Annotated in this window: 19 protein-coding genes; 15 read left to right on the forward strand and 4 right to left on the reverse strand. The window is 32.1% G+C overall.

All coding sequences use genetic code 11. The features are described from left to right. Positions 1-20 precede the first annotated feature (20 nt). Positions 21-572 (forward strand): thiamine-phosphate synthase family protein, encoded by a 552-nt coding sequence (locus ACAM25_RS02755; protein ID WP_369610816.1) that lies wholly within the window; start codon positions 21-23, stop codon positions 570-572. Here ACAM25_RS02755 and ACAM25_RS02760 read toward each other — a convergent pair. Continuing rightward, on the reverse strand, positions 552-1,007 hold the full coding sequence (locus ACAM25_RS02760) for a PadR family transcriptional regulator (RefSeq protein WP_369610817.1): 456 nt from the start codon (positions 1,005-1,007) through the stop codon (positions 552-554). The two genes, ACAM25_RS02755 and ACAM25_RS02760, sit on opposite strands and share 21 nt — an antisense overlap. Before the next feature lie 129 nt (positions 1,008-1,136). On the opposite strand from ACAM25_RS02760, the gene ACAM25_RS02765 reads away from it, so the two are divergent. Continuing rightward, positions 1,137-2,270, forward strand: a complete 1,134-nt coding sequence (locus ACAM25_RS02765; RefSeq protein WP_369610818.1) for an NAD(P)/FAD-dependent oxidoreductase — start codon at positions 1,137-1,139, stop codon at positions 2,268-2,270. Positions 2,271-2,416: 146 nt separating this feature from the next. Beyond that, positions 2,417-3,124 carry a DUF364 domain-containing protein gene (locus tag ACAM25_RS02770; RefSeq protein ID WP_369610819.1) on the forward strand — a complete coding sequence of 236 codons (708 nt, stop codon included), beginning with the start codon at positions 2,417-2,419 and terminating at the stop codon, positions 3,122-3,124. On the opposite strand, the gene ACAM25_RS02775 is transcribed toward ACAM25_RS02770, so the two are convergent. Next, positions 3,111-4,268, reverse strand: a complete 1,158-nt coding sequence (locus tag ACAM25_RS02775) for a hypothetical protein (RefSeq protein WP_369610820.1) — start codon at positions 4,266-4,268, stop codon at positions 3,111-3,113. The genes ACAM25_RS02770 and ACAM25_RS02775 overlap by 14 nt on opposite strands. A 44-nt stretch (positions 4,269-4,312) precedes the next feature. Here ACAM25_RS02775 and ACAM25_RS02780 point away from each other — a divergent pair, with 44 nt between their 5' ends. The 12 genes from ACAM25_RS02780 (at position 4,313) to ACAM25_RS02835 (ending at position 15,871) form a co-directional block, all read left to right on the forward strand. Next, positions 4,313-4,651 carry a DUF2175 family protein gene (locus ACAM25_RS02780; RefSeq protein WP_369610821.1) on the forward strand — a complete coding sequence of 113 codons (339 nt, stop codon included), beginning with the start codon at positions 4,313-4,315 and terminating at the stop codon, positions 4,649-4,651. A 69-nt stretch (positions 4,652-4,720) separates the two neighbouring features. Then, entirely contained in the window at positions 4,721-5,494 is a 774-nt protein-coding gene (gene thyX / locus ACAM25_RS02785; protein ID WP_369610822.1) for an FAD-dependent thymidylate synthase, read from the forward strand. A 116-nt stretch (positions 5,495-5,610) separates the two neighbouring features. Continuing rightward, positions 5,611-5,997, forward strand: coding sequence for an NADH-quinone oxidoreductase subunit A (gene ndhC, locus ACAM25_RS02790; RefSeq protein WP_369610823.1), 387 nt, complete (start codon positions 5,611-5,613; stop codon positions 5,995-5,997). 4 nt (positions 5,998-6,001) lie between these two features. Next, positions 6,002-6,499, forward strand: coding sequence for an NADH-quinone oxidoreductase subunit C (locus tag ACAM25_RS02795; RefSeq protein ID WP_369610824.1), 498 nt, complete (start codon positions 6,002-6,004; stop codon positions 6,497-6,499). A 19-nt stretch (positions 6,500-6,518) separates the two neighbouring features. Then, a complete protein-coding gene (locus tag ACAM25_RS02800) occupies positions 6,519-7,697 on the forward strand; it encodes an NADH-quinone oxidoreductase subunit D (protein WP_369611590.1) in 1,179 nt (392 codons plus the stop codon). Continuing rightward, entirely contained in the window at positions 7,697-8,758 is a 1,062-nt protein-coding gene (gene nuoH / locus ACAM25_RS02805) for an NADH-quinone oxidoreductase subunit NuoH (protein ID WP_369610825.1), read from the forward strand. The genes ACAM25_RS02800 and nuoH overlap by 1 nt, the downstream gene beginning before the upstream one ends. Next, complete coding sequence (nuoI, locus tag ACAM25_RS02810) at positions 8,746-9,249, forward strand: NADH-quinone oxidoreductase subunit NuoI (protein WP_369610826.1); 504 nt, start codon at positions 8,746-8,748, stop codon at positions 9,247-9,249. The genes nuoH and nuoI overlap by 13 nt, the downstream gene beginning before the upstream one ends. Continuing rightward, positions 9,233-9,730, forward strand: coding sequence for an NADH-quinone oxidoreductase subunit J (locus ACAM25_RS02815; protein WP_369610827.1), 498 nt, complete (start codon positions 9,233-9,235; stop codon positions 9,728-9,730). Before nuoI ends, ACAM25_RS02815 begins: the two co-directional genes overlap by 17 nt. Position 9,731: 1 nt before the next feature. After that, positions 9,732-10,016 carry an NADH-quinone oxidoreductase subunit NuoK gene (locus ACAM25_RS02820; protein ID WP_369610828.1) on the forward strand — a complete coding sequence of 95 codons (285 nt, stop codon included), beginning with the start codon at positions 9,732-9,734 and terminating at the stop codon, positions 10,014-10,016. Between the two features lie 3 nt (positions 10,017-10,019). Next, positions 10,020-13,436, forward strand: coding sequence for a proton-conducting transporter membrane subunit (locus ACAM25_RS02825; RefSeq protein ID WP_369610829.1), 3,417 nt, complete (start codon positions 10,020-10,022; stop codon positions 13,434-13,436). 6 nt (positions 13,437-13,442) lie between these two features. After that, complete coding sequence (nuoN, locus tag ACAM25_RS02830; RefSeq protein WP_369610830.1) at positions 13,443-14,831, forward strand: NADH-quinone oxidoreductase subunit NuoN; 1,389 nt, start codon at positions 13,443-13,445, stop codon at positions 14,829-14,831. Beyond that, positions 14,828-15,871, forward strand: a complete 1,044-nt coding sequence (locus tag ACAM25_RS02835) for an inositol-3-phosphate synthase (RefSeq protein ID WP_369610831.1) — start codon at positions 14,828-14,830, stop codon at positions 15,869-15,871. The genes nuoN and ACAM25_RS02835 overlap by 4 nt, the downstream gene beginning before the upstream one ends. Positions 15,872-15,891: 20 nt before the next feature. Here the strand turns inward: ACAM25_RS02835 and thiI are convergent, their stop codons facing one another. Together thiI and ACAM25_RS02845 are read right to left on the reverse strand one after the other, a co-directional pair. Further along, the gene (gene thiI, locus ACAM25_RS02840) at positions 15,892-16,998 is read right to left on the reverse strand and encodes a tRNA uracil 4-sulfurtransferase ThiI (RefSeq protein WP_369610832.1); all 1,107 of its coding nucleotides are present in this window, start codon (positions 16,996-16,998) and stop codon (positions 15,892-15,894) included. Positions 16,999-17,012: 14 nt separating this feature from the next. Then, positions 17,013-17,627: a phosphatase PAP2 family protein gene (locus ACAM25_RS02845; protein ID WP_369610833.1), complete on the reverse strand. Its 615-nt coding sequence runs from the start codon at positions 17,625-17,627 to the stop codon at positions 17,013-17,015. Positions 17,628-17,747: the final 120 nt, after the last annotated feature.

The raw sequence follows: 17,747 nt of genomic DNA on the forward strand, positions 1-17,747 counted from the left end.
TTTTTGATTTACTTGTATATATGAATGAGAGAGAAGAAGTTTTAATAAAACTAAAACAAGCTGTAGATAACTTTGTAAGTGAAGATAGGGCATTTTTGCTTATCCCAGAAATTCGTACTAATATAGGTTATGCTTTAAGTAATGCTAAAGGAGTAGAAGATGTTGCTGCAATTCCGGGTAGGCTTTCAGTGGCATTTAATAAAGTCATTTATTGTTTACCTCCCGCTTTTGGTGCTTCAGATCACGTTGCAAGAGTAATTCTTACTGCAATGAGTTTTGATAAAAAGAAAAGAAGTGCAATTAACGTTAAATATTATGATGAAATAGTTAATAATCTTCCTAAGGATAATGTATTTATATTCAATAGAAAAGAAGAACCCGAAGAAAGTAGAAAAATGGAAGGACATACTATGAATTATATGATAAGAAAGGCATACGAAAAACTTGGCAAGATCCCAAATTTCGTTGTAGATTTAGGAGACTACGGCAAAGAGCCTTCTATTTTCGTAATTGATGAGGATCCTCTAATAGTTGTTAAAAAAACTTTAGATCTACTTAGATTTCTCAAATAAGCTAACAACTTCTTTTTTACAATTCTGCAAAATAGTATTAATTTGTTTAAGTTTTTCACTATCAATATTCTCTCTATTTATATAAATTAAATATCCGATTTCGAATAAAACATCCACTATTTCTCTTTTTATTTCGCTGTTACTAGAAAAGAAGTCTTCACGTTCTTTCTTTATACGGTTAAATTCCTCTATTCCTTTTTCTGTCAGTTTGTACATTCTTTTCCCGTTGTCTTCAAAGGATTCAACTAGTCCATCCTTTAGTAAAGACTTTAAAACTGGATAAATTGATCCTGGACTGGGTTTATAGAATCCATGAGTTTCAGAATGAATATTTTTTATAATTTCATAAACATACATAGGTTTCTTAGCCAAAGATGATAATACTAAAGATCTAAGTGCACCTCTTTTTATGCGATCTAGTGAGATTTTTCTCATCAGAAATACATTAAGATTTCTCCTAAAATAATTTAATGCCATATAAAGTGATAAAAATTGGAGATTTAGGGTTATCCTAAACTTTATAAAATAAGTTTTTATGGAATAAATGATAAAAAGGATAACGTCATGAAAAGTGTATTAGTTATAGGAGCAGGTAATGCAGGAACTGTTGTTGCAAATAATTTAGCTAAAGATCAAAACTTAAGTGTAACAGTAGTAGAACCTTCAGAGTATCATGTATATCAGCCTGGAATAATAGATGTTGCCATGGGATTAGAAAAAGAGGAAAGTATTAGAAAAAGAGTAGGTAATATTTTAAATCAAAAGATTCAGTTAATTCAAGATAGAGCAGTCAAAGTTGACATAGAAAATAGAAAAGTTATAACTCAAAAAGGGAAAGAACTAACTTATGATTATTTAGTTTTAGCCCCTGGTGTTATAAATAGAGAAATAGGCTTACCTCATTGGCATAATATAGACGGTGCAATAAAAATAAGAGAACAAGTTAACTCTTTTAACGGTAAAAAAATTGTAGTTGGATATTTCGGAGTTATAAAGTGTCCAATGGCTCCCTTTGAGTTTGCCTTTTTATTAAGGCAGAAGTTTCCTAAAGCAGATATTACTTTAATTAATCCAGTTTCTCAACCTCCTGAATTACAAAAGCCTATGGCTGAGAAGCTTGGAAAAAGGGCTAAAGAGTTACATATAGAAGTCTTAAGAGGAGTGAAAATTAAGGAGTTAGATAAGGAAAAGAAAATAATTTATACCGAAGACGGGCAGAGTATTAACTACGATTTGGCTTTAGTTGATACACCAATAAAAGTTAGTGATGAGTTCTCAAATTTAGTAGATCAAAGCGGTTTTATTCCAGTAGATAAAGAGAGCTTAAACTACAAGAACTACTCTGATGTTTTTGTTATTGGAGATGCCACTAATATTCTATCACCACCAAAAACTGGGGCTATAGCTCATTTTCAAGCTCTTACTGTAGCTAAAAACATAATTAATGATGTATTAGGTTATGGAAAAGAAAAGTTTGATGGCAAAGCTATGTGTGCTGGATATGCTGGTTATAATGAAGGGATGTTTGTGTATATGGATTATAAGAAAAGCAAGGCGTTAGGTCCTTCAAAGATATTTGACTCTGCAAAAAGAAGCTTTCTACATTTGTATTGGTATTCACTTACTGGAAAAATTGATTTTATGTTAGATTTAGTTTCAAAACTAATCAGTGGTGGTCCGACAATCACCTCTCAGTAGTGCTCGACGTCATCATCAGCTTGGGAGCGATCTTCATCTTAATCTGTTTCTTCCCACTTCATCACTCAGAAATTGCGGGTTCAATCACCTCTCAGTAGGGGTGGAACAACATCATCGTTTTTAATTTCAAATTTAATTTTTAACTTATGATTTTAGATGAGATTATCGAGGAATTAAAGTTTGCTATTAAAGGTAAGAAATTAATAAACACTTGTGTTGGTGTTTCTTTTACAGCTTCTTTAATAAATGATGGAAGCTTAGGGATTGCACATACTGTATTAGATGGAGATAATTCATTAGCTGGAGATTTAATGGGAATGGACTTAGAGGAAATAGTTAATTCTCTTAAAAACAACTCGATTGAAAGGAGTATTTTATTATCAATATTAAATGCTGTAAGCGATATACCAAATCCTACTGAGGGAGACCCATTGGACACTTTAGAAGGAGGAAAACTATGTGTTTTTGGTTATTCACCTAAAGTTGATACTACGAAATTTTCCTCAATAGTTGCATACGATTTTGTAGCGAATAAAGAGGCTAATTTAGGTAAAATTATAATTAAGCCTTTTTCTTCATTTTCCAGTGAAGTTTGTGATTCTACAGTTATTTTTGGCTCAGCTTTGGTTAATGGTACTATTGATAAAATTGTAAAGTCTATTTCAACAAACAATTTAATCCTAGAAGGAATTTCTTCTGTTTATGCTCCGAAGACACTAAAGAATTATGGATTTTCTATGATAGGAAAAATAGTGGCTATTGATAAAATGAAGGCATTTAGAATAATTTGTGAGGGAGGGAGTCCCATAAAATTATCAACTTATACTAAGAAAATCTATGTTAAAATAAGTTAAATTCTATTTTATCTAGCGAGTCATAGCAAGAGTCTTTATATTTATAGTCTTCTTTACATCCATTATCTTTAACTATTTCAACTCTTATATCATTTTTTACTTCTTTCTTACTCTTTATTAATTCATTTAATTTTATATAAGCAATGGCAACTCTTGATAATACTCTTATGTCACTACCTAAAGTAAAGGCAATTTTTAATGCCTTTTCAGCTTTCTCTCTTATTTTTGAATCATCTGTAATAGCCCATAATTTTGTAAAGAATATAGAAGCTTCAGAATTAGCTAAGGGTTCAAAATATTCATGTTTAGTTATTGGGTCATTTACTGGGGAATCTCTAAACCCTATATCGCTTTCTAAGTTTTTTATTATCCAATCATAGATTTTTAGAGAGAGATTTAGATATTTATCGTCAAAAGTTCTTTGATAAAGTGATAGTAATGCAGATCCTGTTATAGCCTCATCAACTAGTAATCCAATAACTTCTTTCCTCGAACTTCTAAAAACAGTCCCATCATCTTTAATCCTCTCTAAGAGTTTATCTTTAACATCAGAAATGTTATAAATTGTCTCTATAGCTAGGATGTTAGTGTAAGTTTCGTCCAATGTAGTTTCTAGTTTTCCATTAACGAGAAATTTTCCTATAGGATCTAATGGTGTTATAATGTTTAGTAATCTCTCATAATCTTTATGGACTTTTGCATAAAAGAGAAGAAATTCAATACCTCTGAAATCTATTGGATTTCCATCCATAGCGAAATTAACTATATCGAAAAATTCTGCAACGTTAATTTCTTCAACAGATTTTGGCTTTGGGAACTCTATTCCGGGCAATTTGTCTCTTTTAGAGTAAATTTCTCTTAATTTTTCTTGAATATAATCTATATCTATAGATTCTATAACTGCTATCATTCTTCCTTCTAAATCAATAATACTTAAGGAAGGAATTATACCTCTTGTTAGTCTAACTGTATATTGTAAATACTCATTAGCATTTACTTTAAAAAGGTAATATTTTTGTGATATTGGCAATTTCCTTATTTTTTCAAATAACTCATCACATATACTGCAGTTTTCACTTGTGAAGAAGATTCCAACTAATTTATCATAAAACTTCGCATCCAATAATACTTTTTCGCTTATCATGAATACCGCAATGCTTATTATGAATTAATGTTTTACTGTCTGTGATGAGTAGGCCACAAACTAAATGGACATGTGGATTTTGCGGAAAACCAATTTATTGGGATGAGCTTTTCACTTTCTTATCTAATAAAGCAGTAGTTCATTATACATGCCTAAGAGAAAGAGCTGTAAAAACCAGCAAAGTAAGCCAAGATGTAATCAAAGTAGTTTTGGATTCTCTTGAAGATGAGTTAAATAAAATTGTGATATATAAGCAAAGAATTAATCAAGTAGGAGACAATGAAGAAATCAAAAAGGTTTTAGATCAAACAGAAAAAGACGCAGAAAAGAATGCTGCTCAATTCACTCGTCTAGTAGAAAAATTAAGTAATGTGATTGGTTAAGATAGGTTTTGGATTAATAAGTAATGAGCAAAAAGTTTTTTCACTCTAAACTCATAATGTATTTTTTAAATGAAAGTTGAACTTGTTTCTTATACTAAAGATGGAGAGAGAGTTATTGCAATTGCCTCTAAAATGAGTAGATCTAGGAAAGGTTGGGATTACCATGCTCAAACTATGACTGATGAGGAGATTGAAACATGGATAAAAGATGCAATACTTCATGGTTATTGGAGTGTGTTAGAACATTCTGTTTATACTTTTTCCATAGAGGGTATTTCAAGAGTAGCTTCACACCAGCTTGTGAGACATAGGATAGCATCTTATACTCAAATGTCTCATAGGTTTGCAAAACCAGTAGATGAGTATTATAAACCCGTCATACCGCCATCAACAGAAAAAAGGGCTAATGAAATTATAAATGAAGCTTACAAATCAGCTTATGAACATTATTATAAATTACTAGAGAACGGTGTGCCAGAAGAAGATGCTAGATATGTTTTACCTAATGGGGTAAACACTAACATAGTTGTTACGATGAATGCTAGAGAGTTGTATAATTTCTTCGCACTTAGGCTTTGTAGTAGAGCACAATGGGAAATTAGGGCTATAGCATGGAAAATGTTAGAAGAAGTAAAGAAAGTTCACCCGCGTTTATTTAAGTATGCTGGTCCAAATTGTATAATTCATGAAAACTTCATAAGGGAAGAACCAATAACTTTAGATGAAGTTCTTTCAAACGATAAAGTAGAATTTATTTCACAGAGGTGTATTGAGGGAGTAGTAAGAGATGGAATTTTAAAATGCATAAGAAACTCTAAACAGATATTGGAACATTTAAAGTAAATTCACTTTTTTTGAAAGAGGTTATACAAATGCTCTAAATTAATTTTTGCTTTTAAATTACCTTTTTCAAACAATTAGTAGAAAAATATATTAGGACTCTACTTTAATGGTTATTGATGGCATTAACTCAAGCTTTGCTCGCTTTTGGCTTACCCGTTATATTATTTCTTTTGGCAGGATATGGTGGTTATAAAATTCTTTCAATGATTGTTCCTAGTGAATATAATCCAATAAAAGTTAGTAGGTTTGAAGCTGGAAATATACCTTATGGTGAAGGAAGACTTTGGTTTCCATTACAATATTATGGTTACATTTTAGTCTATACTTCAATTGAACCAATTGTGGTTTTACTCTTTGCGATAGCTGAGGCTGCTTATGATACTTCCTTTATTTTATTTAGGAATCTTTTAATAATTATTCTATCAAGCATTGTAATCTTATATCCAATACTTTATTATGCGGTGAAGCAAGTTAACACTATTGAATATTGGCTCTTAAGGTGATTACATGGCTCAGACTCAACAATCTATTTTGAATAGCATTATTGCTCAAGTACAGCAAAAATTCAAAGTTGCTGGTAAAGCTGAGAGTGACAAAAGAGGATTTATTCAAGTAGATAAATCACAGATTCTCCAAGTTGCTGAGTTTCTTAAAAGTTTAGGTTATGATCACGTCAAGAGTGTTACTGCAATTGATTATCCAGAAACTCAAGAATTTGAGATAGTTTATCATGTATCTTCTTATTCTAACTTAGACTTAGCAAAAACAATACTAGCTTTAAGAACAAAAATAAAATATGATAATCCTAGATTGCCATCTTTATATTCTATTTGGGAGAGTGTTTGGACTGGAGAAAGAGAAACTTACGAGATGTATGGAATAATTTTCGAAGGTCACCCAGATCTTAGAAGGTTGTTTTTGCCAGAAGATTTTGAGGGAGTATATCCTATGAGAAAAAGTTATAAAATAAAGACGGAGGGGTTATTTGTTGACAAACCAGGCTGATATTCCTTACCCCACTGGAATGGAAGTTGAGTTTATTCCAGTTGAAGGAGAACTTAATGTAGGGCCTCAACATCCTGGATCTGGCCACATGAGAATTTATGTAAAATTAAATGGTGATATTATTGTTGATGCCGATTTAGATGTTGGATATGTCCATAGGGCAGTAGAAAAATTAAGTGAAGTAAGGAATTATATGCATTTAATACCGTTAGTGGAAAGGCCAGCTATCTTAGATTCTATACATATGAACTTAGGTTATATAATGGCAGTAGAAAAAATTCTTGGAGTTGATGTTCCAGAAAGAGCTCAATACTTACGCACTTTGGCTGCAGAAATAAACAGAATTGCTAGTCACTTATATGGTACTGGCATTTTGGCAATTTTCTTAGGGCACTCTACTGGATTTATGTGGGGATTTGGAGATAGAGAAGTTTGGGTTGAAATACTTCAAGCACTTACTGGGGCTAGAGTAACTAACTCTTACATCATACCGGGAGGAGTTAGAAGAGATTTAACACCAGCAATAAAGGAGATGATAGAAAAAGCTATCGCATATCAAAGGAAAAAAGTCCAAGATTGGTATAAAATTTTTGTAAGAAATCCTAACATTAGGGATAGGCTTGAAAACGTAGGAGTTATGAGCAGAGAAAATGCAATAAAGTGGGGTGCTGTTGGACCAAACTTAAGAGCTTCTGGAGTTTATTATGACGTAAGGAAAATTGAGCCTTATGCAGCTTACGATAAAGTTGATTTTGAAATTCCAGTCTATAAAGAAGGAGATGCTTATGCTAGGCTTTTAGTAAGATTTGAGGAAATAGAGCAAAGTATGAGAATACTAGAGCAAGTTATTAAAAATATACCAGAAGGCAATATACTAAGTGATAGGTTCTTTAAACAAATTCCTCCAACAAGACTAAAAAAATGGTGGGAAGGGCAAAGGAGAATTGTTTTTCCAGGATATTATGCATCATTTAGACCACCTAGAGGAGAGGCAATTTCAAGGGTTGAAGCGGCTAGAGGTGAACTTGTATACTACTTAGTTAGTGATGGGTCTCCGCATCCATATAGGTTAAGAATGATAACTCCTTCGTATCGTTTAATTTATGTTTTTAAAGAATTAGTAAAGGGAGCTCGTTATGCAGATTTAGTTGCAATTTATGGTAGTTTAGATTATTTCCCTCCGGAGGCTGATAGGTAATGGTTGATATTCTTTCTGCAATTAGATATTATTTCTTTTATCCATCCTTTTTTGCTGTAATTATATTTCCAGGATTAATTTTTACAACAATAATACTATTACTTACGATATGGTTTGAAAGAAAAGCTGCTGCTAGAGTTCAAATGAGAATAGGTCCTCTTTATGTTTCAAAGAGAACTGGTGGAATTCTTCAGTTAATTGCTGATGCTGTAAGATTAGTATTTTCAGAAATAATAGTACCAGTAGGAGTTAATCCTACTTTATATGTTTTAGCTCCAATATTTCCAATAGCATTCTCTTTTATACCAATGGTTCTTATTCCATTTTCATCAATTCCACAATCAGGATCTATACTTTCACCTTACTATCACTTCTTCTATGATTCTAACATAAATATGGGTGTTTTCGTTGGTTATTTTGTTCCTTATAATATGGTTCTAATATTCGGATTAGCATCTATTGTACCAGTTTTTATACTATTGCAAGCTTGGGCTACTAATAACAGATTTGCTGTAGTTGGTGCAGTTAGAGAAGCTTTGTTGGCTGTTTCTTATGATGTTCTATTAATAATGTCAGTTGTTGCTATGGCTATTGAGTATCATACGTTAGATATAGCGAAGGTTGTTGAGTCTGGGATACCTGGAATAGTTGCAAATCCTTTAGCTGCAATAGTATTCTTAGTTGGTATGCTTATGGGAACTGGTAGATTTCCATTCGAAATAGTCGAAGCTGAAAGTGAGTTAGTTGTTGGCCCTGCAACAGAGTACAGTGGATTTTTATTTGTTCTAGCTATGGGTGGTAGTTATATTGCTACTTTTGCTTTGTCCTTTGTTTTCTCTGACTTATTCTTAGGTGGTTGGTTACCACTTAACGGCTTACCAGGGGCTTTATTAAATGCAATAAAAGCAATAATTGTTTTATGGTTTACAGTGTTCTTAAGAAGTGTTTATGGTAGATATAGAATAGATCAAGCATTAAGAGGTTCGTGGAAATATTTACTTCCCGTAGCTTTCGCATCTTTAGTTTTAGGAATGGTGGTGGGATGGTTATGGATAAAGTAAAAGAATATAAAAAGGAAAAAAATCCATTTAGATTATTTGCAGATCATCTTAATGCAGTAGGCACCGGAATAAAATATATGATTCAACCTCAAAGAATAACAGTAAAGTATCCTGAAGAATCACTCACTTTGCCAACTGGCTATAGAGGAATGATTAGGCTATATAAAAATGTATGTATAGGCTGTACTTTATGTGCTCTTATTTGTCCAGCTGATGCGATGAAAATGGTAACTGAGGGAGGTAAAAAGTTTCCTACAATAAATTATGGCAGATGTGTTTTTTGTGGTTTTTGTGTAGATGTGTGTCCGGTAGATGCGTTAAAGGAAACTAGAGTTCATGATGCTGTATTTACGAATAGAAGAGATCTAGTGTTTAGACCAGATAGGTTTGATCAAGATTTTGATCAACCAATTCCTTCTCAAGGTGTAGTAAAGAAACTTAAAACTGTGATAGATGAGAAGAAGGGGATAAAATATGTCCCTGACGAGTGATTTTGAAATATCATTTTTCATATTTTTTGGTGTAATAAGTATAACATCAGCATTATTTATAACTAGGCAAAAGAATGTGTTTTATGCTGCTATAGGTTTAGTCTTCCTTGGCATTTCTGTAGCAGCTATGATAGCATTAATCAATGTTTCTTACGCTTTCTATTCAGCATTTCATATTCTCCTTTATGTAGGTTCTACTGTAGTCTTTCTTGCTATTTCTTTAGTGATGTTTAGAGGGCTAAATGTTAAAGAAGTGAAAATTCCATGGGCTCCAGTAGTAGCTTTAGTTGTTGGAGTTTTCATATTTGTTGATTTACTTATAACTTTCTCTGGAATAACTCCAGTCTCATCGTTACAAGCATTTAGTTTACAAACGTTAGCTAATGATATATTACAAAATTATTGGTTTCCAGCAATCATTCTAATAATAGCTTTACTTACAACAATGATCGAGGCAATTTCTTTGGCTAGGAGGGATTAAAATGCTTCTACCATATCTTGGTTTGGTTGTTGGAATCTTAATTGGTAGTATTGGTGTTTATGGACTGTTAAATAGCAAAAATATTGTTAGAATACTATTATCTTCAGAGATTATTTTCAATTCAGCTATACTTCTTGTTTTTTCTGCTTCTGCAATTCTAGGTAGAGTTTATCTTCCTATTGTTTTTTCTATTTTTGCAGTTAGTATGGGTTTGGTTGAAGTTGTAGTAGCTTTTGCAGCTATAATTCTCTATTATAGAAACAAGGATAGTTTGGAGGTTGAATGAAAAATGATGTCTCTTTTAATTTTCATAATATCCTTTTTAATTGTATCATTAGTATTTTTTGTAAAAGATAAAAAAATAAGTGCAATATTATCATTTTTATCAATAGTTGTTAATGTTTACTTTTTATTTAGATATGGTTTATTTTATGAATTTTACGTAACTAATTATATAGGAAACTTTGGATTTACAGTAAATGATCTTAATTATCCATTTATAGTAACTATTCTAGTAGTTACTCTAGTTACTGTATATTACTCCTTAAGATACATGGAGAAAAGATTTCATGAACTTAAATATGGAAATTGGGGCTTGTATTACGGGCTTTACTCATTGTTTGCTATATCTATGCTTTATGTTGTGATTTCAACCAACTTATTAGAATTATATATTTTCCTAGAGATTTCTCTAATAACTTCATTTTTGTTGATCCTTCTTTATGGTTATGGCGATAGAAGGAGAATTAGCTTACTTTACTTTATTTGGACTCATGTAGGTACAATACTTACTTTATCATCAATCGTTATTTTAGGATTAATATCTGGGAAGATGGATATTTACAGTGGTTTTGGTGAAGTATATAATTACTCCACAATACCTTACGCATCTTTAGTCTTCTTAGCAGGAGTAATAGGAATGTTAGTGAAAGGAGCTCAAGCAGGATTTAATATTTGGTTACCTTATGCACATGGAGAAGCTCCTACTCCAATTTCCATACTGTTAAGTCCTAATATGGTAGGGTTAGGAATTTTTGTAATAATTGAATATTATTATCTATTTCCATCATTCTCATATTTGGCTCCTATCTTTATAGGCTGGGCTTTAATAACGATGATTTATGGAGGTATCAATGCTTTAGCTCAAAGAGACTTTAAGAGATTCTTAGCATATTCTAGTGTTTCTCAAATGGGATATATGCTACTTGGTGCATCAATAGCCTTCTTTATGGGCTTATCTTCTTCAACGGTAGATTTGCCTCTTGGTGTAATTGCATCAGTTTTAATCTATTCATCTCACGGTTTTGGTAAAGCTTTACTTTTCATGAGTGCTGGTGCAGCTATAACTGAATTAGAGGAAAGAGATATAGAAAAGTTAGGAGGACTATATTTGGTATCTCCTTTGCATACTACTTTATCATTTATAGGAATTCTGAATATCATAGGATTACCACCAACTATTGGATTAGTTAGTGAGGTTCTTCTGCTTCTTTCAGCTGGTCAATTAATTCCATTAATAGGCGAGGGATTCTTTATACTTCTTGTAGCTCTATTAATGATTGCAATTGGTATGTCTTCTGGCTATGCTACTTATTTATTTAAGAAAGTATATAGCGGAGTAAAAGAAAGGAAACAAAGCTTAGATAATATTAATGAATATTCTATTCCAATGTTATTAATAGCAATAGCAAGCATAATATTCTTCTTCTTTCCTCAACTCTTAGTTCATTCATTTAATAACTTTATACAATACTTCACTAACACTTCATTCAATTTATTCTTTATAGTGTTCTTACCAGCAATTGGTTCTCTTCTGTCTTTGATAATCCCAATGAATCAAGATGTTAGAGGAAGTTTAGTTACTATTTTGATAGGAGTATCTATGGGATTAGCCATATTAAATCTAATCAATTCATTACATTCTTCTCTATTTATTCCTGAAAGTGGGGTTACAGCATTTAGTTACTTTACATTCAGCTCATCACTACTTCAAGCAATCTTAGGAGTATTTGTGTCTTCTTTAGCTTTCTTTATCTCTATCTATAGTATAGGTTATATGAAAGAGGACAATGTTTTAAGGAGGTACTGGGGCTTTTTCGGCTTTTTCGTTTCTTCGATGTTAGCGGTAATTTATGCTGATAATATCATATTGTTTTTGGCCGGTTGGGAAGGGACAAGCCTAGCCTCATATGGTTTAATAAGCTACTGGCTAGACGATAATGAAAGAAATGTGGTAGGAGATTTTGGAAGAAAGGTATTTGGTATAGAATATTTATCTAAACCAACAACAAGTGGTATACGAGCCATGATATTTACAAGAATAGGTGATGTAGGTCTAATTACTGCGTTAGGATATTTATTATACCTTACTACTATGTCTGATTATTCTGGTATAACTACTATTTATTCTGGTTTGTTTACGACTTTCAATTTATTATATAAACTTCCTTATGCATGGGTTATATTACTTTTAATGTTCTTAGGTGGATTGGGTAAGAGTGCGCAATTCCCATTAACTCAATGGTTATTAACCGCAATGACTGGCCCTACTCCAGTAAGTGCATTAATACATGCAGCTACAATGGTTAATTTAGGGGCTATATTAACTTTCTTTGTTTATCCCTACTTAATTTATCCAAGCTCACAAACTACTCTATTCATGAGTATTATGGTTGGTGTTTCAATGTTTACTGCAATTTACACAAGTACATCAGCCTTAGCTTCTAATGAGCAAAAGTTAATACTAGCTTACTCTACTGCAGATCAGATATCTTTAATGATTTTATCATCATCAATAGGAGGTTTATTAGCTTCAATTTATTCTAATTCATCTTATCTATATGCTGGTATAATTATTGGCTTAATCCAAATGTTTGCTCATGGCACTTACAAAGCCTCATTATTTATGAATGCTGGTAGCGTTATTCATTATACTGAAAACAGATATGTAGGTGTTTTCAAAAAACTATATACGAAATTAAAATCAGTATTTGTACTTCAGTTGCTCGCTGCGTTAAATTTAGCAAGTATACCTCCACTTGTAGGTTTTTGGGCTCATAATCTAATAGGAGTTTTAGCAGCAAACACTCCAATATTCCCATTATACGTTATAACAGAATTCTTAGGAGGTGTTTATATAATAAGATACATTGTAAAAGCCTTTTTATGGGGAAATGGAGAAGAAGTTCATGAGGAAGGTCATGTACATCCATTAATGGTTATAGCTCCAGCGTTTTTAGTTTTGGCATCAATAATTTTAGGAGTTATATTTCTGCCAATTTTGGTTCCATTCTTTACAAGTATTGGTCTAAGTTCTTCTTATGTGACTTTTGATATACCTTCACTGTCTTTAGCGATAATAGGTGTAATTATAGCATTAGGAATATATCTTAACGGTCTTGATTTAGGTAAATATAATAGTGCAAGACCATTAATTAACTTCCTATATTACGGCTGGTTTATAAATCCAGCTTTTGATAAGTTTGGCATTGCTAGCTATAATTTTGCTTTAGGAGTTTATCAGAAATTTGAATATGGGGTTATTGATTTGTCATTAAATTATAATCTTCCACAAGGTCTAATTAAGGCTGGAAACAATATTTTCAAAAGGACTGAGACTGGAATATTGAGAGATTATATTTTTATGTATCTAGTTGGTTTAATTATCTTAGCTTTTCTTGTAATATTCTTCTTGATAGGGGTGTGATGAAAGATGATACTTCAATATATTCCGATAGTCCTTCCCTCAATATTAATAGTATTTTCTTCAATAGCGGTTCTTTACATAGATGATGGAAGTCGTAAGAGATATATGATGTCAGTAGATTTAAGTTTAGGAGCTCTGTTAATATCATTCTTAACATTGATAATATTTTACTCTTTGGGCTTCTATGATTATCCTTTATTTTCCTCTACCTTATATTTAACTAACTTTGGATACTTTATTTCTATATCTGCTATTATTGCAACAATCATAACAATTTATGGAGGAATCGATCATCTTGAGAGTTCTAGAACAAGATCGTCATTTCTATCACTAGCTATGTTAACTGATCTAGGAGTAATGTACTTAAGTTTTGCGTATAATGTAGTTACTATTTTGGCATCTTGGGGAATAGCTTCAGCTGCTACGTATGTAATAGCAATGATAAGGAAGGATTATTCATCTACCATAGCTGGAGTAAAGTATATTGTAATGGGATTGTTGTCAAGCTCATTAATGGTTTTGGGCTTTGCGTTCTATATCTTAGGAATAGGTTCTTTGGCTCTCGACGCTTCAATAACTTATCAAACGTTAATTATTCTAGGTATTATGTTATTGTCTATTGCGTTTCTCTTCAAAATTGGAGCATTTCCATTTCAAGCTTGGCTACCTGATGTTTATTCAATGTCAGATAGAGTATCAGTAGCTTTTGTATCTAGTGTTGGAAAAATAGTTGGCATAACCCCATTATTTGTCATTATTTACTTCTTGAAACCTACTGGTTTACTTGCTCTTTCAATTTTCGTTATATTTGCATTGATCACTGTTATGAGTCTAATATTTGGAAATATTGTAGCCTTCTCAAGGCAAGATTTTGCTTCGATGTTAGCTTATAGTAGTATCACTCAGGTAGGATTTATGTTAATTGCAATAACTATGTTGCCTTATAATCCTACAGTAGCCACAAGCGGTTTAATGATCTATTTATTAGCTTATTCAATTGCTCAAGCTGGTTTATTTATAGCCTTATCTCACATAGAAAAGGTTACTGGTACTAGTTATATTGAAGGTTTTAGAGGGATGAGCTCAGCTGATAGAGTATTAGCATTCTCTGTTACTGTGCTTTTACTAAGCCTTTTAGGTATACCACCAATTTTAGGCTTTTGGGCAAAATTATTTGTTTTAGAAGCATCTTTCTCCCAGCCATGGCTTACTGTTATAGGATTTCTAAATAGTGCAGTTTCCGCTGGTTATTATATTCCTCCCATTAGAGAAATATTCAGAGAAGGTGAATTTAAAAAGGTTAATTCTACAGAAAGAGAGGCATCTATTATAGCATCAGTTTTAAGTATTGCTTTGGGTATAGTTGCTCCATTGATAGTAGGTGTTATATTTTGATCAAGGTAGCTATTTTTGGTGTAGGAAATGTTGCTAGTGCTCTTTTACAAGGATTAGAATGGATAAAACAAGGTAAAAATTTGCCTGGTTTATTAGATCTTCCTTACTCTCCAGCAGAAATCGAAATCGTAAAGGCCTTTGATATAGATAAAAGAAAGGTTGGGAAAAAGCTCTCTGAAGCAATATTTATGAAACCAAATGTTGTAAACAAATATGTTGAAGTTAACTCAGATGTGATTGTAGAAAGAGGTCCAACATTAGATGGTTTAGATGGCTCTTTAATGAATATTATTGAAGAATCTGAAGAAAAACCAGCTGATGTTGAAAGTGAATTAAAAGGTGTTGATGTTTCTATTAGTCTTTTACCAGCTGGAACTCAAAAAGCAAATGAGTACTATGCTGAAGCCTCTCTTTCAGCTAATACAGCTTTTATAAATGCCTCTCCAGCAGAAATAGTGATAAATTATTCTAATAAGTTTGCAGAACGAAAAATACCTTTACTAGGGGACGATTTACTTAGTCAAATAGGTGGAACTATACTACATACTGGTATAGTTGAGTTCTTAAAAAACAGAGGAGTAAAAGTTACAAGGACTTATCAAATAGATATTGCGGGTACAACTGAAACGTATGTTACATTAGAGGATTGGAGAAAAGATTTAAAGAAGGGAATTAAATCTAATTTTATTGCATCTCATGCTGATGATGCTGAGGTTGTTGCAGGCACTTCAGATTATGTGGAATTTCTTGGTGATAGAAGAGTAAGTTATATGGTTATTGAGGGATATTATTCTTTTGGTGTTCCTTTCAGAATTGACATTTCCTTCAAAACACAAGATGCACCGAATGCTGTTGTTCCTTTAATAGACCTGATAAGGATAGCTAAATTTGCAAAAGATAAGGGAATTGGTGGTGCTATTCCTCAAATATGTGGTTATTATTTTAAGAGACCGCCAAAAATTTATTCAAGCTTAGATGAAGCTAAAAATGAGTTAATGAAGTTTTTGAAAATGATGACTGAACCCCGGTTAGATAGATGATATGGCCGTGTGAGAGCTGATCAGATCTCTACAATTTCGGCTTCTTCTATCAATTTTTTATAATCAATGTTAGCTTCTTCTTCAGCTTTTATTACTTCCTCTAATTTGGCGCTTGTTGTTGACTTAGAGGAAATTGCACAATACTCAGGCATTTTTGATGAGTATTCATAAGTACCAATCTTTCTAGAGAGTTCTATAATTTCTTGTTTATCAAACCCAATTAGGGGTCTAAATATGGGTATATTTATGTTATACTCAGTTACAAATAAGTTCTTCATCGTCTGGGAGGACACTTGAGACAAAGACTCTCCGGTAGTTATTGAGTACGCATTAATTTCTTTTGCTAACGTCTCTGCTGTTCTGTACATTATTCTCTTTAATGTTATGACTCTAATATAACTATTCACTTTTGTTAAACTAGTAAGCACTTTAATTCCATCTACAAAGAAAATCCTAATTTTATGTCCACTATTCCATTCTGAAAGTATCTTTGCTTCCTCAATTACAGTGTTCTTATGAATTTCACCACCTAACTTAAAATTCAAGAGAATAACTAAAGCTCCTCTTTTCATCATCATCCATGTAGCAACTGGTGAATCAAATCCGCCAGAGAAAAGTACAACTGTTTTTCCAGTAGTTCCAATTGGGAGACCTTGAGGGCCATGAAAGACTTTATCATACACATAAGCATAATCTTGTCTAATATCTACAAAGATTTCAACATCTGGATTTTCTAAATCAACACCAGAAGAATAAGGATATAATGTGCTTCCAATTACTTTTGCTGCATCTAAGCTAGTAAAATTGTGCTTTCCAGTTCTTTTAACTCTAATTGCAAATTTCTTTCCTTTTACAACCTCTGAATATTTATTCCTAACATATTCTGAAATATCCTTCAAACTAGAAAAAGAGATAACATCTGCTGGAGAATATGAAGAAATTCCAAAAATTTTATTTAGTTTGTTATAGTCTCCTTCTACGTCTAATATTATGTAGCCTTGATCTATTTTAGCGTTTTTAACATTTATCACATTTTTTATGTTATTTATTAATGAATATTCAAAGTTAGCTCTTGACCTAGGTGATTTAATTCCTATCTCTCCAGCAAGTCTAACAATAATTAACATTATGTTAAAGATTATTAACTGACTTTAAATAACTTCTCTATTGGCCTTAGAATTCCTCTCCTTTCCATATCAACTGTAAAGTATGCTATCCAAGAACCTAATAACCATCCTCCAAGAATATCGATTGGCCAATGAACTCCCACATAAACTCTTGAATAAGATACTATCAAAGCCTCAATCATGAAAGGAATCCACAACCATTTTGGCGAAGTCTTATAGAGAACCATAGCACCATCTCCAACTATAAGTGCATGACCAGAAGGATAACTATAATCAGTAGGTTTAGGAACTAAAAGATAGTCTGGATAAATATAATAAAATGGTCTTAGTTGTGCCATTAGAATTTTTGATGCTTCTCCAAGAATTATTGCTACTATAAATGATGCTGCTAATGTTATTGCTATTTTCCTAGTTTTTTTAAAGATAAGCAAGATTGCAGTTAATGGTATCCAAACATATTCTCTTCCATATTTAGAAAAAAAGACGAAGAAAGGATTTAAGTAAGAGACTTGATGATAATTGATAAGTTTAAAAACTGTTGCATTAAGAGGAAAATTGTTTTCTCCAACAATTTTTAAATAAATTGATATAATTAGGAAAATAATTAGAATGATCCAGTATTTAGGCATATTCATTTAACTTACAAAAATGCTTATAAATTTATTACAAAAACGGAGCGTCTACTTCATAATGTAGGATAAAATAAAGTGTATATTGCGAGTAATTAAACAAATGATGTTCTCTATCGT

It is taken from the genome of Sulfurisphaera javensis (genome assembly GCF_041154675.1).
Classification (GTDB): Archaea; Thermoproteota; Thermoprotei_A; order Sulfolobales; family Sulfolobaceae; genus Sulfurisphaera; species Sulfurisphaera javensis.